Annotated in this window: 14 protein-coding genes and 1 tRNA gene; 9 read left to right on the forward strand and 6 right to left on the reverse strand. The window is 69.9% G+C overall.

Translation table 11 applies throughout. The annotated features are described in order from the left end of the window. Positions 1–42: 42 nt before the first annotated feature. From A9310_RS24670 to A9310_RS24680, 3 genes are read right to left on the reverse strand one after another with little or no spacing between them, the layout of a single operon-like run. Complete coding sequence (locus tag A9310_RS24670) at positions 43–3,972, reverse strand: ABC transporter ATP-binding protein (RefSeq protein WP_083207521.1); 3,930 nt, start codon at positions 3,970–3,972, stop codon at positions 43–45. After that, positions 3,969–4,727: a hypothetical protein gene (locus A9310_RS24675; RefSeq protein WP_058252736.1), complete on the reverse strand. Its 759-nt coding sequence runs from the start codon at positions 4,725–4,727 to the stop codon at positions 3,969–3,971. The genes A9310_RS24670 and A9310_RS24675 overlap by 4 nt, the downstream gene beginning before the upstream one ends. Then, entirely contained in the window at positions 4,724–5,794 is a 1,071-nt protein-coding gene (locus A9310_RS24680; protein WP_065632829.1) for a glutathione S-transferase family protein, read from the reverse strand. The genes A9310_RS24675 and A9310_RS24680 overlap by 4 nt, the downstream gene beginning before the upstream one ends. Positions 5,795–6,057: 263 nt before the next feature. Here A9310_RS24680 and A9310_RS24685 point away from each other — a divergent pair, with 263 nt between their 5' ends. The 4 genes from A9310_RS24685 to A9310_RS24700 all read left to right on the forward strand — a co-directional run bounded on the left by A9310_RS24685 (position 6,058) and on the right by A9310_RS24700 (position 11,973). After that, positions 6,058–7,614 (forward strand): MFS transporter, encoded by a 1,557-nt coding sequence (locus A9310_RS24685; protein WP_065632830.1) that lies wholly within the window; start codon positions 6,058–6,060, stop codon positions 7,612–7,614. Between the two features lie 50 nt (positions 7,615–7,664). After that, positions 7,665–8,855 carry an exonuclease SbcCD subunit D gene (locus tag A9310_RS24690; protein ID WP_065632831.1) on the forward strand — a complete coding sequence of 397 codons (1,191 nt, stop codon included), beginning with the start codon at positions 7,665–7,667 and terminating at the stop codon, positions 8,853–8,855. After that, a complete protein-coding gene (locus tag A9310_RS24695) occupies positions 8,852–11,842 on the forward strand; it encodes an AAA family ATPase (protein WP_065632832.1) in 2,991 nt (996 codons plus the stop codon). The genes A9310_RS24690 and A9310_RS24695 overlap by 4 nt, the downstream gene beginning before the upstream one ends. A gap of 55 nt (positions 11,843–11,897) precedes the next feature. Then, positions 11,898–11,973: transfer RNA gene (locus tag A9310_RS24700), tRNA-Arg, on the forward strand. A gap of 318 nt (positions 11,974–12,291) precedes the next feature. On the opposite strand, the gene A9310_RS24705 is transcribed toward A9310_RS24700, so the two are convergent. The 3 genes from A9310_RS24705 to A9310_RS24715 all read right to left on the reverse strand — a co-directional run bounded on the left by A9310_RS24705 (position 12,292) and on the right by A9310_RS24715 (position 14,574). Continuing rightward, a complete protein-coding gene (locus A9310_RS24705; protein WP_065632833.1) occupies positions 12,292–12,720 on the reverse strand; it encodes a cyclopropane-fatty-acyl-phospholipid synthase family protein in 429 nt (142 codons plus the stop codon). 81 nt (positions 12,721–12,801) lie between these two features. Continuing rightward, entirely contained in the window at positions 12,802–13,680 is an 879-nt protein-coding gene (locus A9310_RS24710) for a DUF305 domain-containing protein (RefSeq protein ID WP_065632834.1), read from the reverse strand. Positions 13,681–13,755: 75 nt separating this feature from the next. Continuing rightward, entirely contained in the window at positions 13,756–14,574 is an 819-nt protein-coding gene (locus A9310_RS24715) for a DUF3105 domain-containing protein (RefSeq protein WP_065632835.1), read from the reverse strand. 150 nt (positions 14,575–14,724) lie between these two features. Here A9310_RS24715 and argS point away from each other — a divergent pair, with 150 nt between their 5' ends. Genes argS through thrB form a run of 5 tightly spaced genes read left to right on the forward strand, consistent with a single transcriptional unit; the run spans position 14,725 to position 21,162 of the window. Beyond that, positions 14,725–16,377, forward strand: coding sequence for an arginine--tRNA ligase (gene argS, locus A9310_RS24720; protein ID WP_058252745.1), 1,653 nt, complete (start codon positions 14,725–14,727; stop codon positions 16,375–16,377). After that, positions 16,374–17,795, forward strand: a complete 1,422-nt coding sequence (gene lysA, locus A9310_RS24725) for a diaminopimelate decarboxylase (RefSeq protein WP_065632836.1) — start codon at positions 16,374–16,376, stop codon at positions 17,793–17,795. The genes argS and lysA overlap by 4 nt, the downstream gene beginning before the upstream one ends. Then, a complete protein-coding gene (locus tag A9310_RS24730) occupies positions 17,792–19,132 on the forward strand; it encodes a homoserine dehydrogenase (RefSeq protein ID WP_058252747.1) in 1,341 nt (446 codons plus the stop codon). Before lysA ends, A9310_RS24730 begins: the two co-directional genes overlap by 4 nt. After that, the gene (gene thrC / locus A9310_RS24735) at positions 19,125–20,210 is read left to right on the forward strand and encodes a threonine synthase (RefSeq protein WP_065632837.1); all 1,086 of its coding nucleotides are present in this window, start codon (positions 19,125–19,127) and stop codon (positions 20,208–20,210) included. Before A9310_RS24730 ends, thrC begins: the two co-directional genes overlap by 8 nt. After that, on the forward strand, positions 20,191–21,162 hold the full coding sequence (gene thrB, locus A9310_RS24740; RefSeq protein WP_065632838.1) for a homoserine kinase: 972 nt from the start codon (positions 20,191–20,193) through the stop codon (positions 21,160–21,162). The genes thrC and thrB overlap by 20 nt, the downstream gene beginning before the upstream one ends. The last annotated feature ends 287 nt before the right edge of the window (positions 21,163–21,449 follow it).

Below are 21,449 nucleotides of genomic sequence, written 5' to 3' on the forward strand. Positions count from 1 at the left end.
ATGCTACGCGTCGTCGACTCGCTCACACCTACCGACCTGTTACTACGGAGTCAGTTCCGAGGTGGCCCGCGTGACCGTCGTGGCGGCCCTCCGTGCGCTGGTCGGAGCGGGTGAGTCGGGGCGGGGCACCGCCGGCTCGTCGGGATCGACACCGGCATCCCAGAAGCCGCGGTACCTCTGTCCCAACGCGAGCAGCTCCTCGTGTGTTCCGAGTTCGACGATCCGTCCGCCGTCCACCACCGCGATGGTGTCGGCGCGGGCGGCCGTGGCCAGTCGGTGGGCGACGATCACCGACGTGCGGTGCCGGGTCACCGCGCGCCCGGCAGCGAGGACCTGCGCCTCGGTGGCCTGGTCGAGGGTCGCGGTCGCCTCGTCGAGCAGCAGCAGATCGGGCTCGACGAGTTCGGCCCGGGCCAGTGCGATGAGTTGGCGCTGGCCCGAGCTCAGCCCCTGGCCGCGTTCCCCGATGGGATGGTTCATCCGGCCGGGCAGGGCGGTGATCATGCGCAGTGCGCCGACCGCGGCGGCGGCGTCGACGATCGCGGCCCGATCGGCGTCGGGCCGGCCGTAGGCGATGTTCTCGGCGACGGTGCCGGTGAACAGGTGCGGCTCCTGCGGGACGAGGCCGAGCCGCCGCCGATATCCGGCGAGTTCGTAGTCACCGATGTCGGTGCCGTCGACCAGGACCCGTCCGGTGGTCGGATCGTAGAAGCGCGCCAGCAGCTTGACGATCGTCGACTTGCCGGCGCCCGTCCGGCCGACCAGGGCGAGCGACGACCCGGCCGGGATGTGCAGGTCGACGGCGGACAGCGCATCCGTCGTCGAACCTTGGTAGCGGAATCCGACCCGGTCGAAGTCGACGACGCCGTCGAACCCGCCGTGTGGCGGGGACTCGGCTCTCGTCGAGGTGCGCAGCGAACTCGGCGTGCGCAGCAGGTCGCCGATCCGGCGGAGCCCCACGGCCGCCTGCTGGTAGCCGTCGAAGACCTGCGAGAGCTGTTGCACCGGACCGAACAGCATCGTCAGGTAGAGGACGAAGGCGACGAGTGTGCCCGCCGAGAGCGAACCCGACGCCACCTGCCCGGCGCCGACGCCGAGCGCGATCGCGGTCGCGATGTCGGACATGAGCTGGATGAGCGGGAAGTACGAGGCGATCGCCCGCTGCGAGACCATCCGGGCCTCGACCCATTCTCCGGAACGACGCGCGAACCGGGCCTGGGCGTCGTCGGTGCGCAGGTAGGTCTGCGTGGTCTTGATGCCGGCGATGTTCTCCTGGAAGTCCGCATTGACGACGCTGATCAGCTCGCGCGAGCGCGTGTAGGCGCGGCTCGCGACGCGGCGGAAGACGATCGTCGCGGCGATCAGGAGGGGGAAGACGGGCAGCACCAGGAGTCCGAGCAGGGGGCCGGTGATCAGGAGCGCGACACCGACGCCGACGAGCGTCAGCACCGCCACGATCGCCGAGGTCAGTCCGGTCTGCAGGAACGTCGACAAGGCATCGATGTCGGTCGTCATCCGGGTCATGATCCGGCCCGACAGCTCGCGCTCGTAGTAGTCGAGTCCGAGGCGCTGGATGTGGGCATAACTGCGGATCCGCAGTCCGAACAGCACCCGTTCGCCGGCCCTGGTCGAGGTGATCGCCATCGACGACGCGGCGACCCAGCCGACCCCGACCAGTACGACACCGCCGACCGCGGCCCATAGAAGGGTCGACCCCTCGGTGTGTCCGGTCGAGTCGATGACCGCCCGGGCGATGCTCGGGAAGGCCAGGCCGACGAGCGTGTCGACGGCGATGGCGAGCAGTGCGGCGGCGAGCAGCCACCGGACCGGCGCGAGGAGTCCGCGCAGGGTGAAGACCGGGTTCTCGCGTCGGGCGGCGGCGACGTCGACCTCCGGCCGCTCGACCGCCGGGGAGAGCGCGTCTACCGAGGCCTGGAGCTGGGGGGTGGCCGGCATCGAACCGAGCGCGCTGGCCACGCCGCCGCCGCGACCGGTCCGTGAGCCCGCCCCCATCGCCGGAGAGGTCCGGGCCGCGACGTCGATCGAGTCGGAAGCTACTTCGGGCCACAGGCTCTCGATCTCGGTCGGGCCCGGTCCGCGCAGCGGTGGCGCGGTGTYGGCGACCGGGGCCGCGCCGGGGATGTCGTCGTGGACGCCGTCGGGTGCCGGTTGCGTGGTGCTCGACATCAGCCCGCGGAAGCGCGGTGAGGTCGCCTCGAGTTCGGCGAGCGTCCCCAGCGCGGTGATCCGGCCGTTGTCGAGCACCGCGACGCGATCGGCGAGGACGAGCGTCGAACGTCGATGGGCGAGGACCAGCATCGTGGCGCGGCGGTCGCGGAGCCCGCCCAGGATGCGCGCCTCGGTGGTCGCGTCCACCGCGGACGTCGCGTCGTCGAGCACGAGGATGCGGGGGTCGGCGAACAGGGCGCGTGCCAGGGCGATGCGCTGACGTTGCCCGCCCGACAGGGTGAGTCCGCGTTCGCCGATGACGGTGTCGTATCGGTCGGGGAGCGCCTCGACGAATTCGGCGGCGTCGGCCGCGGCGGCTGCTGCCCGAACCCGGTCGGCGGTGTCGGCCCCGGCGGCTGCCGGGCCCATCGCGATGTTCGCGGTGATGGTGTCGGAGAACAGGAACGGCTCGTCGAACACGACGGCGACGGCACGGTGGAGTGCCTCGGGCGCGAGGTCGTCGATCCGGTACCGGGACGGCTCGTCACCGGCGCTCTCGCCGAGCAGCGAGATCGTCCCGGAGTCGGGTCGTTCGAACCGGCTGACCAGGTCGGCGATGGTCGACTTGCCGGAACCGGGCGGACCCACGATCGCCACACATTCGCCCGGCTCGATCCGCAGGTCGATACCGGACAGCACGGCGGGCGGGTCGTCGGCGTCGTGGGTGTGGTGGGCGAACCCCACACCGTCCAGTTCGACGCCCAGGGGGCCGTCGGGCAGCGTGCCGGTCGCGGTGTCGCCCGGATCGTGGGGATGGTCGATGACGTCGTAGACGCGTTCGACGGCCGCCCGCGCCAGCTGGGCGTTGACGATCAGGTTCGTCAGCAGTCGGGCGATGCCGGTCATGGTGGCGACGTACGTGCTGAACGCGACGAAGGTGCCGGCCGTGATCGCGCCGGTCATCGTGAGGTAGCCGCCCACGACGATCACCCCGACCATGCCCAGCTGCGGGATGGCGGCCAGGGTCGGGGCGAATCGAGCATTGATCCGGGCGGCGCGGAGTCGGCGAGCGAACACCGTCCGGCACCGGGTGATGAGGTCGTCGACCGCGCGTTCCTCCTGGCCGAAACCCTTCACGACCCGCACGCCGGTGACGGTCTCCTCCACGTGCTGGGCGACGTCGGCGGCGGCCTGCTGCGCCGACCACGTCGCCGCGAACAGCCGACGCCGGGTACGCCACACCTCGAGGGCGATGAGCGGGGCGATCAGCAACGCCACCCCGGTCAGGAGCGGCGACAGGTACGCCATGATGGCCAGGGCCACGACCATCTGCACCGCGGCGCCCAACGACAGTGGCGCCATGGCCAGCAGACTCTGGACGACCTGGATGTCGGAGATCGAGCGAGACACGATMTGTCCGGTGCGGATCTGGTGCTGGCTGCGGCCGTCGAGGTGCAACAGGGTGTCGAGGAGTCGGAGTCGCAGCGTGTTCTGCACGTTCACCGCGAGCCGTCCCGCGAACACCCGCCGGCCGAGATGGCAGGCGTAACGGACGACGGCGAAGACGACCAGCGCGATGATCACGGTGCGTAGCGAGAGGCCGTCGTCGACGACGCCGGTGGCGTGGTCGATCGCGGCCTTGGTCAGCAGCGGCATCAGGACGTCCACCCCAACGGCGACCAGGGTGAAGATCATCGTGACGACGACGACGCGTCGGTATCGCCATGACTCACCGAGGAGTCGGCGGATCCAGCCGGGCGCGGCTGCCGACGACTGCGGGTGCGGTGCGGCCGCCGCGGTCACCACGAACCGGGTGGGAGCGGATCCGGGGTGGGTGCTTCACTGAAGTCGACGTCGATGACCCACGTCCGGGGTGCCGGCCCGAACGCCTCGCGCGCGTTGTGGACGACCTTGCGGCCGAGGGCGCGACTCCCCACACCACCGATGACCGCACCGATACCGGCGGGCATGAGCTTGCCGAAGATAAGCGGCGCCCGGCGGATCGCGTACTTCTTGACGAGTTTGTTCACCAGGGTCTTGTTCAGTTTGGTGATCGCACCGGATGGCAGGGCGGCTCCACCGAGCCGGCGCAGCGCACCGCCTCCGGTGCCGACCACGCGACCGAGGGCCAGCACACCCTCTTCGCCCAGCGCGACGGTCATGACCAGGGCCTTGCGACGCTCGGACTCGTGCACCGGGATGCCGTGCACCTCGGCGATCGACAGCGCGAGCAGGGCCGACGCCTCGAGGAAGAACGCCGTGTCCCCGGTCATCGCCCCGAACGCGGTCATCGTGCCGACACCGGGCACCGCGGCCGCCGCGCCGACGGCGCCGCCGGAACCGGTGACCGCGTTCAGATAACGCTTCTCGAGCCGCTCGATGATCTGCGCGGGTGAGTCGTCGGGGTACTTCCGCCGCAGTGAATCGACGTACTTCTTCACCGCGGGTGCCTGCAGTCGCTGTGCCCGGTCCAGGATGCCGCCGGTCACCTCGACGGCCTTGCCGGGGGGCGTACGGCCGTGGTCTGCCGAAAGTCCCTGTGACGCCTTGTCTTTCATTCCGCCGCCGCTCGTTCCGTCGGTACCCAGTCCGCTGCGGGCACGACCTCGGCYGGTGGTGGGGGACCGGGGGGTGTRCCGTCACCGAACGGGCGACCGCCCAGGTCGTCGCGATGGTGTGCGGTGAGCCAGCCGCGGAGGTCCGGGCCCTTCGGCACGATCTGCGTGGGATTCACGTCGGTGTGGACGATGTAGTAGTGCTGTTTGATCTGGGTGAAGTCGGTGGTGTCGCCGAAGCCGGGCGTCTGGAACAGGTCCCGGGCGTAGGCCCACAGCACCGGCATCTCGCTCAACTTGCTCCGATTGCACTTGAAGTGGCCGTGATACACCGCGTCGAATCGCGCCAGGGTGGTGAAGAGCCGGACGTCGGCCTCGGTGATGGTGTCGCCGACCAGGTAGCGCTGCGTCGACAACCGCTCGGACAACTCGCCGAGTTTGGTGAACAACCGGTCGTACGCCGCGTCGTAGGCTTCTTGGCTGCCGGCGAATCCGCAGCGGTAGACGCCGTTGTTGACCTCCGTGTAGATGCCGTGGCTGACCTCGTCGATCTCGTCGCGCAGACGCTCCGGGTAGAGCTCCGGCGCGCCGTCGCGATGGAAGGCGGTCCATTCCAGCGAGAAGTCGATGGTGATCTGCGGGAAGTCGTTGGTGACGACCTCGCCGGTCGGCACGTCGACCATCGCCGGCACGGTGATCCCCTTCGGGTAGCCGGGGATCCGCTTCTCGTAGGCGTCCTTGAGTCGCGGGATCTGCAGGACCGGGTCCACTCCGCCGGGGTCGAGGTCGAAGGTCCACGAGTTCTTGTCGTGCGTGGGACCGCACAGCCCGAGCGAGATGGCGTCCTCGAGGCCGAGTAGCCGCCGCACGATGAGGGTCCGGTTGGCCCACGGGCAGGCCCTGGCTGCGACGAGCCGGTACCGACCGGCCTCCACCGGATAGCCGTCCCGGCCGTCGGCGGTGATGCGGGTCTCGATGTACTTCGTGTCCCGGACGAACTCCTCGCCGGTCATCACGTACGAACCCTGTTCGCCCTCGGACGCGGTGCTCTGCTCGGACTCTGTGCTCATGGCTCCACAGTAATGATCCGGAGCGACATCCCGCCCCGAGCTGCCGCGAATCCCGTGATCGCGCGGGCCGTTCACGAATCGGACAGGGTGAGTGGTGTGTCTCGGAAACAGGCGACTGGTCTCCGGCGTTCGATCGGCGCCTGGCTGCGTTGTCGTCGGTCGAGATAGCTCCGCTATCGCTCCCTCCTCCGCCTTGCCAGCTCACCGATCGCTCCACCGGATACCGGCCACCTCTTTCCGAGACACACCACTAGCATCGGGAAATGCAGTCGAGCGACGCCGCCCGCGGCCAGAACGCGGGCATCGACGAGATGGTCACCGGCCGCCCGTGGGCCGCGATGCTGGCGCTCTGCGTGGGCTTCTTCATGATCCTCGTCGACATGACGATCGTGGCCGTGGCCCAGCCGCGTATCCAGGCCGACCTCGACACGAACGTCAACGGCGTCGTCTGGGTCACCAGTGCGTACCTGCTCACCTACGCGGTGCCGCTGCTGATCACCGGTCGCCTGGGTGACAAGTTCGGCCCCAAGACGATGTACCAGCTCGGTCTGGCGGTCTTCACCGCGGCCAGCCTCTGGTGCGGCCTGTCGTCGTCGATCGGTGAGCTGATCGCGGCCCGCGGTCTGCAGGGTGTCGGCGCCGCCCTCATCACCCCGCAGACGATGGCGCTGATCACCCGCATCTTCCCGGCCGAGAAGCGCGGCGCCGCAATGGGGGTGTGGGGCACGGTCGCCGGCGTGGCGACCCTCGTCGGTCCGTTGCTCGGCGGCGTGCTGACCGACGCGTTCGGCTGGGAGTGGATCTTCTTCATCAACCTGCCCGTCGGCCTCGCCGGTCTCGTCCTCGCGGCCGTTCTCGTCCCGCGGGTGAGCACGAACGACCACCAGTTCGACTGGATCGGGGTCGGCCTGTCCGCGGTGGGGCTGTCCGCGTTGGTGTTCGGCATCCAGGAGGGGGAGACCTTCGACTGGGATACCTGGATCTGGCTGCTCATCGTCGGCGGAGTCGTGGTCCTGGGGGTCTTCGTCTACTGGCAGTCCCGCATCCGCACCGAGCCCCTGGTCCCGTTGTCGCTGTTCCGCGACCGTAACTTCTCGCTGTCGACCATCGGCATCGCGTCGATGGGCTTCGCCGTGTCGGCGATGATGATCCCCCTGACGTTCTTCCTCCAGCTCGTCGGCGGGATGTCGCCGACGGAGTCGGCGGTCGTCCTGGTGCCGATGGCGGTGCTGACCGGTGTCCTGGCTCCGATCGTGGGCCGGGTGGTCGATCGCGTCCACCCGCGCACGATCGTGTCCTCGGCACTGCTGCTGAACGCGATCGCCATCGCGTGGTTGGGCTTCGTCGCCCGCCCGGAGACCCCGGTCTGGTTGATCGTGATTCCGTTGTGCCTGATGGGTGTGGCCTCGGCCGGTATCTGGGCGCCGCTGGCCGCGACCGCCACCCGCAATCTGCCGTGGCATCAGGCCGGGGCCGGGGCCGGCGTCTACAACACCCTGCGGGTCATCGGTTCGGTTCTCGGCTCCGCCATGATCGGAGCGCTTCTGCAGACCCGGCTGGCGGCCGAGCTGCCCGGCGTCGACGCCGAGAACGCCCAGGACGGTGCGGCCGGGCAACTGCCGGAGTTCCTGCGCGAGGGGTTCGCGACCGCCATGGGGCAGTCGCTCTACCTGCCCGCGGCCGCGCTGCTGATCGGCGTCGTGGCGACCTTCTTCTTCGTCCGGCCCGCGCATCAGACGGTCCCACCGCAGGTCGTCGACCCGTACGCGGTGGGCGCCGACGCCGGTCGGTCCGAGTCGGTGCCGGGGTCGACGGCGTAGGCGAGCGCGCGTCCCACGATCTGTCGGCACCCGACCGTAAGGTTGCGCCCATGCGGATCGTGCACACCTCCGACTGGCACCTGGGCCGGACGTTCCACGGGGTCGAGCTGCTCGCCGACCAGCGTCGCGCACTGTCGCATCTGGCCGCACTGGTCGCCGCGGAGTCGGCCGCCGCCGTCATCGTCGCCGGTGACGTGTACGACCGGTCCGTCCCGTCCGCCGACGCGGTCCGCGTGTACGACGAGGGCCTGGCCGAGATCGCCGCTGCGGGAGCGCAGATCGTCGTCACCTCGGGCAATCACGACTCGCCCACCCGCCTCGGTGCGGGGTCGGGATTCGCCGCCGCCGGTGGCCTGCATCTGCGGACCTCGATCGCCGACATCGACCGTCCGGTCATCCTGTCGGACGCCCACGGAGACGTCGCGTTCTACGGCATCCCCTATCTCGAACCCGACACCGCGCGACGCCACCTCGGCGTCGAGTCGATCGGCGGGCACACCGCTGTCCTCGACGCCGCCATGACTCGCGTCCGCACCGATCTGGCTGCGCGCCGGGTTCGGTCCGTGGTCGTCGCCCACGCCTTCGTCAGCGGGGCCGCGGCCTCCGGTTCGGAGCGCTCGATCAGTGTCGGCGGGGTGGAAACGGTTCCCGCCGAGACGTTCTCGGGCGCCGACTACGTCGCCCTCGGGCATCTGCACTCGCCGCAACGTGTCACCGACACGGTCCGGTACAGCGGTTCGCTGCTGCCGTACTCCTTCGGTGAGCGAACCCACCGGAAGGCGGCCCTGGTGGTGGATCTCGACGCCGACGGCGTCGCCGAGGTCCGCGCACACGAGCTGCCCGTCGTCCGCGAACTGAGCTCTCTCACCGGCGTTCTCGGCGACCTGCTGACCGACGAACGGTACGCCGCGGCGCAGGACCACTACGTCGAGGTGACGCTGACCGACCCGGTCCGCCCGACCGACGCGATGCGTCGGCTGCGCGAGCGGTTCCCGTTCGCGGTCCATGTGCAGTGGGAGCGGCCGCATTCCGGCTCCGGCGTCGACTACCGTTCCCGCGTGCGCGGCCGGACCGACGCCGAGATCGTTGCATCGTTCATCGAGGACGTACGCGACGAGCCGACGAAGGGGGAGCGGGTGCTCCTCGAACGCGCACTCCGCGCCGTGGTCGGCGAACCCGAATCGGATGCGGCCGAACTGACCCTGTTCGACATCGAGGCGATCGTCGCGGAGTCCGCATGAGGCTGCACCGTCTGCGCGTCCGGGCCTTCGGTCCGTTCGCCGACGAGATCACGGTCGACTTCGACGACCTCGGCGGTGACGGACTGTTCCTGCTGCACGGCCAGACCGGCGCCGGCAAGACCACGGTCCTCGACGCGGTCGCCTTCGCACTGTTCGGTCGGGTACCGGGCGTGCGCGACACCAACCGGCGCCTGCACTCGGATCACGCTGCGGCCGAGGACATCCCGGAGGTCGAACTCGAGGCGACGATCGCGTCCCGCCGACTCCGGATCACGCGGTCGCCCGAACACGAACGACCCAAGAAGCGCGGCGACGGCACCCGCAAGGTGAACGCTCGGGCGACGCTCGTGTGGGTCGACGGATCCGGACCCGACCTGACCCGCATCCCCGAGATCGGCGACGCCGTGGTCCGGCTGCTGGGGATGAGTGCCGATCAGTTCTTCCAGGTGGTCCTGCTGCCGCAGGGCGACTTCGCCCGATTCCTGCGCGCGCACTCCGATGAGCGGGAAGCGCTGCTGGAGCGGTTGTTCGACACCGAGCGGTTCGGTGACCTCGAGGAGTGGTTGCGTGACCGCGCGCGGGAGAGCGCGGCGAAGCTGACCGAACAGACCGCCGTGCTCGACCGGGTCGCCGGTCAGATCGTGGCGGTGGGCGGGGTCGAACCGACCGCCGAACCCGACTTCGACTGGGCGCAGGAATGTCTCGAGCGTGCGCGCACCGCCGCGGAGCGCATGCGCCTCGAGTCAGGTGCGGCGCAGGCCGCGGCCGACCAGACGCAGGCCGCGTACGAGAGCGGGAGCCGGCTCGCCGAGCTGCGTCGCCGGGGGCGTGCGGCCACCGAGCGACTCGCACGGCTCGCGGACGGCGAAGCCGCTCTGAGCGCGGCGGCACAGGCTCGTCGGCAGGCCCTGCAGGCGGCGCCCATCGTGCCGCTCGCCGACGACGCCGACCGTGTCACTCGCGAACTCACGGTCGCCGAGCAGGCCGTCACGCGTGCGCACGCAGAGCTGTGCGCGCTGCCGGAGGGTGAGTCTCTGTGCGCCGGCGGGTCAGACGAGGATCTCGACGCACGCCTGGATGCGGCGATCGACCGCTGGACCGAGGAGTCGGGGCGGTGGGAGCCCCTCGCCGAACGCGTCGCGCAGCGGCCGGCTCTGGTCGCCGAGATCCAGACCCTGAACTCGGCGATCGTCGAGGCGGACCGCCGCACTGCCCAGACCCGGACCCTGCTCGACGCCGCGCCGGGCCGTCGCGCCGAGGCCGTCGCCGCACTGGCGGAAGCGGGGGAGTTGCGGATGCAGGCTCCGAAACTCCGGGCCGAGCGCGACGCACTCCGCCGCGTACGCGACGCACTCACCGACCGGGACGCGGTGCTGGTCCGGCTCGCGACCGCCGAGAAGGAGTTGCTCGACGCCCGCGACGCCCATGCCGCTGCGCGGGAGCGCGTGCTCGACGCCCGCGAGCGTCGCCTCGCCGGGATGGCAGTGGAACTGGCGGGCGGGCTCGTCGAGGGTGAACCCTGCGTCGTGTGTGGTTCAGTGACGCACCCTCGACCGGCCACCGACGACGGCGACGCCCCGGCGTCCGAGGTCACAGCCAACGAAGACGCGGCAGCGGCCGCCGAGGAGCGGGCGAGCGCGATCAAGGCCATCGCGCAATCCGCGGTGGCGGCTCTCGTCGAACGCCGTACGCATCTCGACGCCGTGATCGGTGGTGCTCGTTCCGACGCCGTCGACGCCGACCTCGCCCGGGTGGGCGCCGAACTGGCTGCCGCGGAACGTGCCGCGTCGCGACTCCCAGCGCTGCAGACGGCGGTCGATCGGATCGACGCCGAGGTCGATGGGTGGCGCACCACCCTCGCCGACGACGAGTCGGCCCAGTCCGCCCGTCGCGAGCGGGTGACCGCGTTGCGGCAGAACCTCACCGAGCTCGATGAGGCCGTCCGGGAGGCAACCGGCGGCCGCGGCGGGGTCGCCGAGCGGCGCCGTGAACTCGCCGAGCTGGTCCGTCGCACCCGTCGTCACCGGAACGCCCGGCAAGAAGCCGCGCGAGCGCGGGACCGGGTCGCCGAGGCGACCGATCGATTGTCCGCGGCGTGTGCCGACGCCGGGTTCGACGATGTCGCCGCCGTCCGAGCGGCATCCGTCCCGGACAAGCAGATCGCGGCGTGGGACACGTTGCTGCAGGAGGCCGCCAGTCTGCGCGCCGCTGCCGAGGAGACCCTCGCCGACGAGGATGTGCGCGCCGCGATGTCGACTCCGGAGCCGGATGTCGAACAGCTCACCGCAGACCGTGACGCCGCCCGCCGCCGCCTCGACACCGCCGCGAAGGAACACGCCGTGGCCGGCCGGCAGGCGGCCGACCTCCAGGAGTACGTCACCCACTTCTGGGAGGCCCTCGACTCCCTGGCGCCTCTGCAGGAACGTCACGCCGAACTCCAGGGACTCGCCGAATTGGTCAGCGGGCGCGGACAGAACGCACGCCGGATGTCGCTGCGGTCCTACGTGCTGGCCGCGCGTCTCGACGAGGTCCTCGTCGCCGCGTCGGGTCGTCTCCGCGAGATGTCCTCCGGGCGTTACGAATTCGTGCACACCGACGCCGCGGGTGTCCGGGGCCGGCGTGGCGGCCTCGGTATCGAGGTCCGCGACGAGTACACCGGCGCGCTCCGCCCGACGACGACGCTGTCCGGCGGCGAGACCTTCTTCGCATCGCTGGCCCTCGCACTCGGACTCGCCGACGTCGTCTCCGCGGAGTCGGGCGGGCGGGTGCTCGACACCATCTTCATCGATGAGGGTTTCGGCACCCTCGATCCCGAGGCGCTCGACCTCGTCATGGGGGTCCTGGATGACCTGCGGGCCGGCGGGCGTGTCGTCGGCGTGGTGAGTCACGTCGACGAACTCCGCGCACGAATTCCGGCCCAGCTGCACGTCCTCCGCGGCGAGCACGGGTCGTCGGTCCGAGTGCAGAGCCCGCTCGGCGTGTCCTGAGCTGCCGATTGGGATGTCGACGGATCGGTGCGCTAGGCTGAGTCCCGCCCGATGAGCCCCCGTAGCTCAGGGGATAGAGCGTCTGCCTCCGGAGCAGAAGGCCATAGGTTCGAATCCTATCGGGGGCACCAGTAGCACTGACCGGCGTAGCCGTTCTTCCCGGGAGTCTCCGGGGCCCGATCCCATAATCCCTGGCCTCCGCGCTGAACAGGTGGGCTTGGCGGGGTTGTGCCATTGTCAGGCGGCTTCTGCCGCGTTCAGCAATAGGTATCGGATACCGATACCTATTGCTGAACCGAGCAGCCCGGAGGATGTTCCCTCACACGTACGGCTCTCCCGGCGCCTCCATGCCTGATGCGGTCCGCCACCGGCACGCGGCGCTGGGCAGCAGCGTGCCACAGCCCCGGCGTGATCGCCACAGTTCCACGCGCACGCGGTGCTGATCTGCCTCAACTCGCCGGCAACTCGATGCGCCGCAACGGATCACCGCCGTCGACAAGCAGCACTCCGCCCGGACGCAGCGCCCGGGCCACGGCCCCCACGGCCGCGTCGTAGAGATCGGGGTGTCGCCCGTCTAGTGCGCCGACGCGCAGTGCGAACGCCACGTCGAACGGGATGCGCGCGCCGAGGTCGAAGTCCTCGATGGCGCTGCAGTCGAAGTCGAGTCGGTCCGGACCGAAGCCGCCGGCGATCGCGGCCCGGCGGGCGGCGTTCACGGCTTGAGGCGACCGATCGATGCCGAGTACGAAGCCGTCGGGTCCCACCCGGCGCGCCACCTCGCGTGCTGCCGGCCCGGGCCCGCAGCCGATCTCGAGGACTCGCAGACCAGGGGCCAGTGGCAACGCGTCGACCGCGGCCGCGAGGCGTGGTGAGAGCATGCCGCCATCATCGCCGTTCGGAGAGCCGCGTGGCCCGACCGAACTTGCTCACCTCACCGGCGTGCCCGCCGTGCGGGGCGCTCAGTTCAGCGGAAGTGGTTGTGCGCCACGCAGGGCCAGCATCTGGGTGATGATGGCGATCTCCTTGTCCTGGGTCCGTTTCATGCTCGACGCCAGGTCGCGGACGTAGGCCTGCTCGACGTTGGCCGGGTCGGCGGCGTATTCCATCATGTGCAGACCGCCCTCGTGGTGACGCAGCATCAGCTGGAGGAACCGGATGTCGACCTCGGGACCCCGCATCGCGCGGAACTGTTGCATCTCCGCCGACGTCGCCATCCCGGGCATCGGCGGCTGTTCTGCGTCGGAGTCCGCGGCACCTGAGGCGGGTGCGGACATGTCCCCGTGATCCATGTCCCCGTGGTCCATGTACCCGTGGTCCGAACTGCCGTCGCCACCGTGGCCGTGATCGTGACCGCCGGCGGAGTGATCCGCGGGATCGGAGTGGTCGTGTCCGTCGGTCTCGGAACCGCCGTGGCCCATCCACGCCATGGTCGCGCCGGGGTTGGTGACGGGCTGACCCCATCGCGTCAGCCACGACTGCATCTGGCCGATCTCATTGCTCTGGGCGGTGAGGATGTCGAACGCCATGCTCCGCACCTCGGGGTCGGTGCCGTGTTCGAGTTCGATGGCGGCCAGTTCCACACCCTGCTCATGGTGGCGGGTCATGTCCTGCGCGAAGCCGACGGCCGCCGAGTTCGCAGCCGGGGAATCGTCGCCGGTGGAGTCGTCGGCGAGGCTCGCCTGGATCAGCAGTCCCAGGCCGAGACCGAACAGTAGGAGGGCGGCGCCGCCCAGGGCGAGCAGGATCCGTGGGCGCGACGACGGCTCGGCGGTGTCGTCCGGACCCTCGGGAGTCGTTGTCTCGTCCCGGGATTCGGGCTGGTCGCTGTTGTCGGTCATCGCTGGTCCTCGCCGATCTCGTCGGGGCGTGCGGCCCGGTCCGTTACCTGGTCTGCTGCTCGCTGGGAACCCGCGTCAGCCCGCGGGCTGCTGGTTGCCGCCATCCATCGGGACGGCGTCGGGGCCGGGCTCACCCTCGTCGGCCGGCGGGGGGTTCGACGGATCGAACCCGGGGATGGCGGTACAGGTGGCCTGGGTCTCGGGGTAGGCGGCGGTCTGCGGGTTCTCCGGGTAGACCCCGGGCATCATGTTGCGGCGCAGCGCGGTGATGAACTGGTTGACGCGCGGATCGCGGGCGGATTCGAGCTTGAGCTGGTGTCCCCAGCTCTGCAGCGACACCGGCTGGTCTAGTCCGGGGTAGGGCGAGAGGAACAGGTACTGCTCACCGCGGACAAGCTGCTTGAGGTAGTCGAGGTCCTCCGGTGAGACGGTGTCCGGGTTGTAGGTGATCCAGACCGCGCCGTGTTCGAGGGCGTGGACGGCGTTCTCCGACCGCAGCGGGTTCGGGTACACGACGCCGGTACAGGTCGCCCAGATCTCGTCGTGCGGCCCGCCGAACGGAGGCGACTGGTCGTAGGCGACACGCTGGGTCGCGGTGACGTGCCGCGCGGCCTCGTAGTAGCGCTTCGTCACACCCGGGATGTTCGCCGACGGATCGGGATTCTGCGGTGAGGGCACGAACTCGGACACCGTTTCCACGGCGAAGTCGTCCTTCTGTTCGGCGCGCCGCTCGTTGAACTTGGGGACGAGGTAGATCGCGAGTCCGGCGATGAGGCCGATGACCACCACGACGGCGCCGATCAGCATCCAGTCGACCTGACGTCCCGTCGCCGAGGGAACGGATCCTGCTCGCTTGCGGGACTTGGGGACGTTGGCCCCTGGTTTGCGCGCCATTGACTTCTTTCCTCATCCGACTGCGGGGGCCGAGCGGACCTGCGGGAGACCCGGCCCGCGCTCGGCGCACACGAGTGTACTGGTGGGCCCGATGGGTGGAGCAGGGTGCGATTGTCGGTGTAGTGGCCGCGGCCAATAGGATGGTGTCCTGTGACTCCCGCCGACCTGGCCGCGCTGCTGCGCGACGTGACCCTGACCGTGGTCCGCGACCGCGGACTGGACGAGAACCTGGTGCCCGACTCCATCGTCGTCGAGCGCCCCCGTCACGCTGACCACGGCGACTATTCCACCAACGTCGCCCTGCAGATGGGCAAGCGGCTCGGCGTGAACCCGCGGGAACTCGCCGGCTGGCTCGCGGAGGCGTTCGCCGCGGCCGAGGGTGTCGCGAAGGCCGAGATCGCCGGTCCCGGGTTCGTGAACCTCTGGCTCGGGGCCGCCGCGCAGAACACCGTCGTCGCGGCGGTGCTGGCCCGGGGTGCGGACTACGGCCGCGGAAACGAACTCGCCGGTTCGGTCATCAACCTCGAATTCGTGTCGGCCAATCCGACCGGGCCGATCCACCTGGGCGGTACCCGCTGGGCGGCCGTCGGCGATGCTTTAGGCCGCGTGCTGGCCGCTCGCGGTGGTGCGGTCACGCGTGAGTACTACTTCAACGACCACGGTGCCCAGATCGACCGGTTCGCCCGGTCGCTGGAGGCCGCGGCACTGGGCAACCCGACCCCGGAGGACGGCTACGCGGGCGATTACATCGCCGACATCGCCGCGAAGGTCGTCGAGACGGTCCCCGAGGTGCTGTCGCAGCCCGACGCCGACCGCCTCGAGACGTTCCGTTCGGTCGGGGTGGACCTGATGTTCACCCACATCAAGCAGAGCCTCCACGACTTCGGCACCGACTTCGACGTCTTCACCCATGAGGACAAGATGTTCGCCACCGGCCTCGTCGACGAGTGCATCGGCGAGCTCAAGGCCAATGGCAACCTGTACGAGAAGGACGGCGCGTGGTGGCTGCGGTCCACCGAGTTCGGTGACGACAAGGACCGTGTGGTCCTCAAGAGCGACGGCAACGCCGCCTACATCGCGGGCGACATCGCCTACTACCGTGACAAGCGCAACCGCGGCTTCAACCTCTGCATCTACATGCTCGGCGCCGATCACCACGGGTACATCAGCCGGCTCAAGGCCGCGGCGGCGGCGCTCGGCGACGACCCGGCCACCGTCGAGGTGCTGATCGGCCAGATGGTCAACCTCGTGCGCGACGGCACGCCGGTCCGTATGAGCAAGCGTGCCGGCACGGTCATCACGCTCGACGACCTCGTCGACGCGGTCGGCGTCGACGGCGCGCGCTATTCGCTGATCCGCTCGTCGGTCGACGTCAACATCGACATCGATCTCGACCTGCTCACCAAACAGTCCAACGACAACCCGGTGTACTACGTGCAGTACGCCCACGCGCGGATGTCCGCACTGGCCCGCAACGCCGCTGACCTCGGGGTCGTGTCGTCGCTGGACCATCTCGACCTGCTCGACGATCCCGCCGAGGGCGAATTGATCCGCACCATCGGCGATTTCGACGATGTCGTCGCGACCGCCGCCACGTTGCGCGAACCGCACCGGGTCTGTCGCTACCTCGAGGTCCTCGCCGGCACCTACCACCGGTTCTATGCCAAGTGCCGTGTCCTGCCGCAGGGTGACGAGAAACCGGCGGACATCCACCGGGCCCGGCTCGCCCTGTGCGAGGCCACCCGTCAGGTCTTGGCCAACGGCCTGGGGCTCGTCGGCGTCACCGCGCCGGAGCAGATGTGAACGCACACCCCGCCGGCCCCCGGCACGCCGAACTGCTGGCCGCACCCCATCTCGCCGAGCGTCCGAACGACCCGGCGGTGCTCGCCGCCATCCCCGCACAGGTGTGGCCGCGCAACGCATCCCGCGACGAATCGGGCGAGCTACGGTTGGCCGGCGTGCCGGTGAGTCAGCTCGCCGAAGAGTTCGGGACGCCGGCGTTCGTCGTGGACGAGGCCGACTTCCGGTCGCGCTGCCGGGACATGATGGCGGCGTTCGGCCCGTACGGGCGAGTGCACTACGCGTCGAAGGCGTTCCTGAGTACCGAGATCGCGCGCTGGGTCGACGACGAGGGGCTGTCCCTGGACGTCTGCAGCGGTGGTGAACTCGCCATCGCACTGCGCGCCGGTTTCCCGCCGGAGCGAATCGCATTGCACGGCAACAACAAGAGCGTCGACGAGCTGCGCGCTGCGGTCGACGCCGGGATCGGGCACGTCGTCCTCGACTCGATGATCGAGATCGATCGGCTCGACGTGATCGCCGGCGAACGCGGTGTCGTCGCCGACGTGCTGGTGCGCGTGACCGTCGGTGTCGAAGCGCACACCCACGAGTTCATCTCGACCGCACACGAGGACCAGAAGTTCGGATTCTCGCTCGCCGGTGGGATCGCGATGGAAGCCATCCGGCGGGTCTTCGCGACCGACAACCTCAGGCTCGTGGGTCTGCACAGCCACATCGGGTCGCAGATCTTCGACATGGACGGATTCGAGCTGGCCGCCCACCGGGTGCTCGGACTGCTCCGCGACGTCGTCGGCGAGTTCGGTGTCGAGAAGACCGCGCAGATGTCGGTCGTCGATCTCGGTGGCGGACTGGGGATCTCGTACCTCCCCGACGAGCGTCCGCTGCCGGTGCAGAAGGTGGCGGAGACGCTCGCGGCGATCGTCGAGCGGGAGTCGGCAGCACTCGGGCTGCCCATGCCGACCATCGCCGTCGAACCGGGCCGCGCCATCGCCGGTCCCGGCACGATCACGCTGTATCGCGTCGGCACCGTGAAGGACGTCGCACTGGGCGGCGGCGCCGTACGACGCTACGTCTCCGTCGACGGCGGCATGAGCGACAACATCCGCACCGTTCTCTACGACGCCGAATACGACGTGCGGCTCGTGTCCCGGGTGTCGGAGGCCCGTGCGGTGGTGTGCCGGGTCGTGGGAAAGCATTGCGAGAGCGGCGACATCGTGATCAAGGACTGTTGGCTGCCGGAGGATCTCGGCCCCGGCGACCTGATCGCGGTGGCGGCGACCGGTGCCTACTGCTACTCGATGTCGAGCCGATACAACATGACCATGAGACCGCCCGTGGTGGCGGTGGCCGACGGGAACGCCCGGCTACTGCTGCGCCGGGAGACCATCGACGACTTCCTCAGCCTGGAGGTGGGCCTGTGACCGAATCCGTGCAGAACACAAGTGGCGCAACCGATGCGGACTCGCGCACCATCGGTGTCGCGGTGCTCGGCATGGGCAATGTCGGTGCCGAGGTGGTGCGCATCATCACCGACAACGCCGACGACCTCCGGGCGCGCGTCGGGGCTCCCGTGGAGATCCGCGGCGTCGCGGTGCGGGATCTCGGCCGTCCCCGCAAGATCGCGCAGGATCTCCTGACCGACGACCCGGCGGCACTCGTCGCGCGCGACGACGTCGACATCGTCGTCGAGTTGATGGGCGGCATCGACCCGGCCCGCGGTCTGATCCGGTCGGCGCTCGAGAGCGGCAAGTCGGTGGTGACGGCGAACAAGGCGCTCCTCGCCGAATACACCGGCGAACTCGCGACCGCCGCGGCAGATGCCAAGGTGGACCTCTACTTCGAGGCCGCGGTCGCCGGCGCCATCCCGGTCATCCGTCCGCTGATGCAGTCGCTGGCCGGCGACACCGTCGAGCGGGTCAACGGCATCGTCAACGGCACCACCAACTTCATCCTCTCCGCGATGGACGAGACGGGCGCCGACTACGCCGACACCCTCGCCGAGGCCGGCCGCCTCGGATATGCCGAAGCCGATCCGACGGCCGACGTCGAGGGCTACGACGCCGCGGCCAAGGCGGCGATCCTCGCCTCGATCGCCTTCCACACGCGGGTCACGGCGGCCGATGTGCACCGCGAGGGCATCTCCTCGGTCACGTCCGCGGACCTGGTCGCGGCCAAGAAGTTCGACTGCACGATCAAACTGCTCTCGATCTGCGAGCGCGTCCGCGACGCCAATGGCGCGCAACGGATCTCGGCGCGCGTGTACCCCGCGCTGATTCCGCTGACCCACCCGCTGGCGACCGTGAACGGCGCGTTCAACGCCGTCGTCGTGGAAGCCGAGAACGCCGGGCGGCTGATGTTCTACGGTCAGGGTGCCGGGGGATCACCGACGGCATCGGCCGTTCTCGGCGACATGGTCATGGCCGCCCGCAACCGCGTGCACGGCGGGCGCGGACCGCTCGAGTCGACCTACGCCTCCCTGCCCGTCGCCCCGATCGACGACGTGTTCACGCGGTATTACGTCTCGATGCGGGTGGCCGACAAGCCCGGCGTGCTGGCGCAGGTCGCGGGGGAGTTCTCGAAGCGGTCGGTCAGCATCGCTGCGGTGCGCCAGGAGGGCGCGGGCGACGACGCCCGCCTGATCCTGGTCACCCACCGCGCCCCCGACCGAGCTCAATCGGATTGTGTTGCGGCGCTTGAAGACATGGACGCCGTCATCAAGGTGTCGAGTGTGTTGCGATTGGAAGGTACCGATGACTGAAGCGACTTCTACGCCTGTGCACCGCGCGTGGCCGGGCCTCATCGAGGCCTACCGGTCGCGGTTGCCCGTCGCCGACGACTGGAAGGTCGTCACGCTGCTCGAGGGTGGCACCCCGCTGATCAGTGCGCCGCATCTGTCGTCGCTGACCGGTTGCGAGGTCTACCTCAAGGTGGAGGGCCTCAACCCCACCGGTTCGTTCAAGGACCGCGGCATGACGATGGCCGTCAGCAACGCGGTCAACAACGGCAAGACCGCGGTCCTGTGCGCATCCACGGGCAACACCTCGGCATCGGCCGCCGCATACGCCACCCGGGCCGGGATCACCTGCGCGGTCCTGATCCCGCAGGGCAAGATCGCGATGGGCAAGCTCGCTCAGGCGGTCATGCACGGCGCCAAGATCATCCAGGTCGAGGGCAACTTCGACGACTGTCTCGAACTCGCGCGCAAGGCGACCGCCGAGTTCACCGAGATCGAACTCGTGAACTCGGTCAACCCGGCGCGGATCGAGGGTCAGAAGACCGCCGCCTTCGAGATCGTCGACGTGCTGGGCCGTGCCCCCGACGTCCACGCTCTGCCGGTCGGGAACGCGGGCAACATCACCGCGTACTGGAAGGGCTACAAGGAGTATCGCGCCGACGGAGTCTCGTCGTCGGTGCCGCGCATGCTCGGTGTCCAGGCCGCGGGCGCCGCGCCGCTGGTGAACGGTGCGCCGGTGAAAGACCCGGAGACCGTCGCCACCGCCATCCGCATCGGTTCCCCGGCCAGCTGGAACCAGGCCGTCGCCGCGAAGGACGAGTCGAACGGGCAGTTCCTGGCGGCCACCGACGAGAAGCTGCTCGAGGCCTACCGACTCGTCGCCGGCAAGGAGGGCGTGTTCGTCGAGCCGGCGTCGGCCGCCAGCGTCGCGGGCCTGCTCGCCGCGAGTGCCGACGGCTGGATCGAGCGGGGCTCGACCGTGGTGTGCACGGTCACCGGCAACGGTCTGAAGGACCCCGACACCGCGCTGGCGGGCATCCCGGCGGTCGAGGCCATTCCGGTGGACCCGGTGGCGGTCGCGAATGCTCTCGGTGTCGGCTGACGGGGCCGGGTCCGCGGCGGCTGCTGCGGGAACGGTGCCGGTAGGGCTCTCGACGAGGGTCCGCGTGCCCGCCTCCAGTGCCAACCTGGGGCCCGGATTCGACTGTCTCGGAATAGCTCTCGGAATCTACGACGAGGTGATCGTCGAGACGGTCCCGGATGGCGTCACCCTCGAGGTCGAGGGTGAGGGCGCCGCCGCCGTGCCCCGCGACGACTCGCACCTCGTGGTGCGGGCGCTCACCCGCGGACTGGCACACGCCGGGCTGCGGGCCCCCGGTCTGACATTGCGCTGCGTCAACCGGATCCCGCATTCGCGGGGTCTGGGTTCGTCCGCCGCCGCCGCGGTGTCGGGCCTCGCCGCCGCGTCGGGCCTGATCTCGGCCGCCGGCCTCGGTCCGGGGCTCTCGGCCGACGAACTGGTACAACTGTCCAGCGAATTCGAGGGCCACCCCGACAACGCGGCCGCGAGCGTGCTCGGCTCGGCGGTCGTCACGTGGACCGAATCGGCCGACGGCGTCGCCTCGTATCACGCGCACCGTCTCCCGGTGCACCCCGACATCTACGCAACGGTCTTCGTGCCCGACACCGAGTCGTCGACGTCGTTCACCCGCGGGCTGCTCCCGGATTCGGTCCCGCGCGCCGACGCCGTGTTCAACCTGAGCCGGTCGGCCCTCGCCGTCGTCGCGCTGACCACCGATCCGCGCAACCTCATGGCCGCGTCCCAGGATCGGCTGCACCAGCCGTACCGGGCGTCGGCGATGGCGCCGACGCACGATCTGGTCAGCGCGCTGCGTGCGCGTGGACATGCCGCGACCGTGTCCGGAGCGGGACCGACCGTCCTGGTGCTCGGTACGGCGCCGGTGGCCGCCGAGATCCGTCAGCTGGCGCAGGGCCTCGGGTTCGACGCCCGGTCGGTCGCCGTCGCCGGCGGCGTCGAGATCACCGTCGGCTGATCGGCGTCGTCCGCACGACCGCCGGAGTGAAAGCGCATTCATTTGGCGCTTCCGGCGTGTTGCCCCTATCATGCGAACGGGGTTACCATATTCTGGTCTAGCCGCGCAGGCTTGTCCTGCCGCTTCTCATCCTTCACCGATCGGAGATGACCGGCTGTGTATCCGGGCCGGGGTCATGGATCTCTGTCGACGGTGCCGAAGCGCAGGTGTTTCCGGGCACGCTCGCAGCGGACCACACATTCTCACCGTCCACCGCGGACGGACTCCCTAGCGCACAGAAGCAGGGA

The organism is Gordonia sp. UCD-TK1 (genome assembly GCF_001691435.1).
GTDB lineage: Bacteria > Actinomycetota > Actinomycetes > Mycobacteriales > Mycobacteriaceae > Gordonia > Gordonia hongkongensis.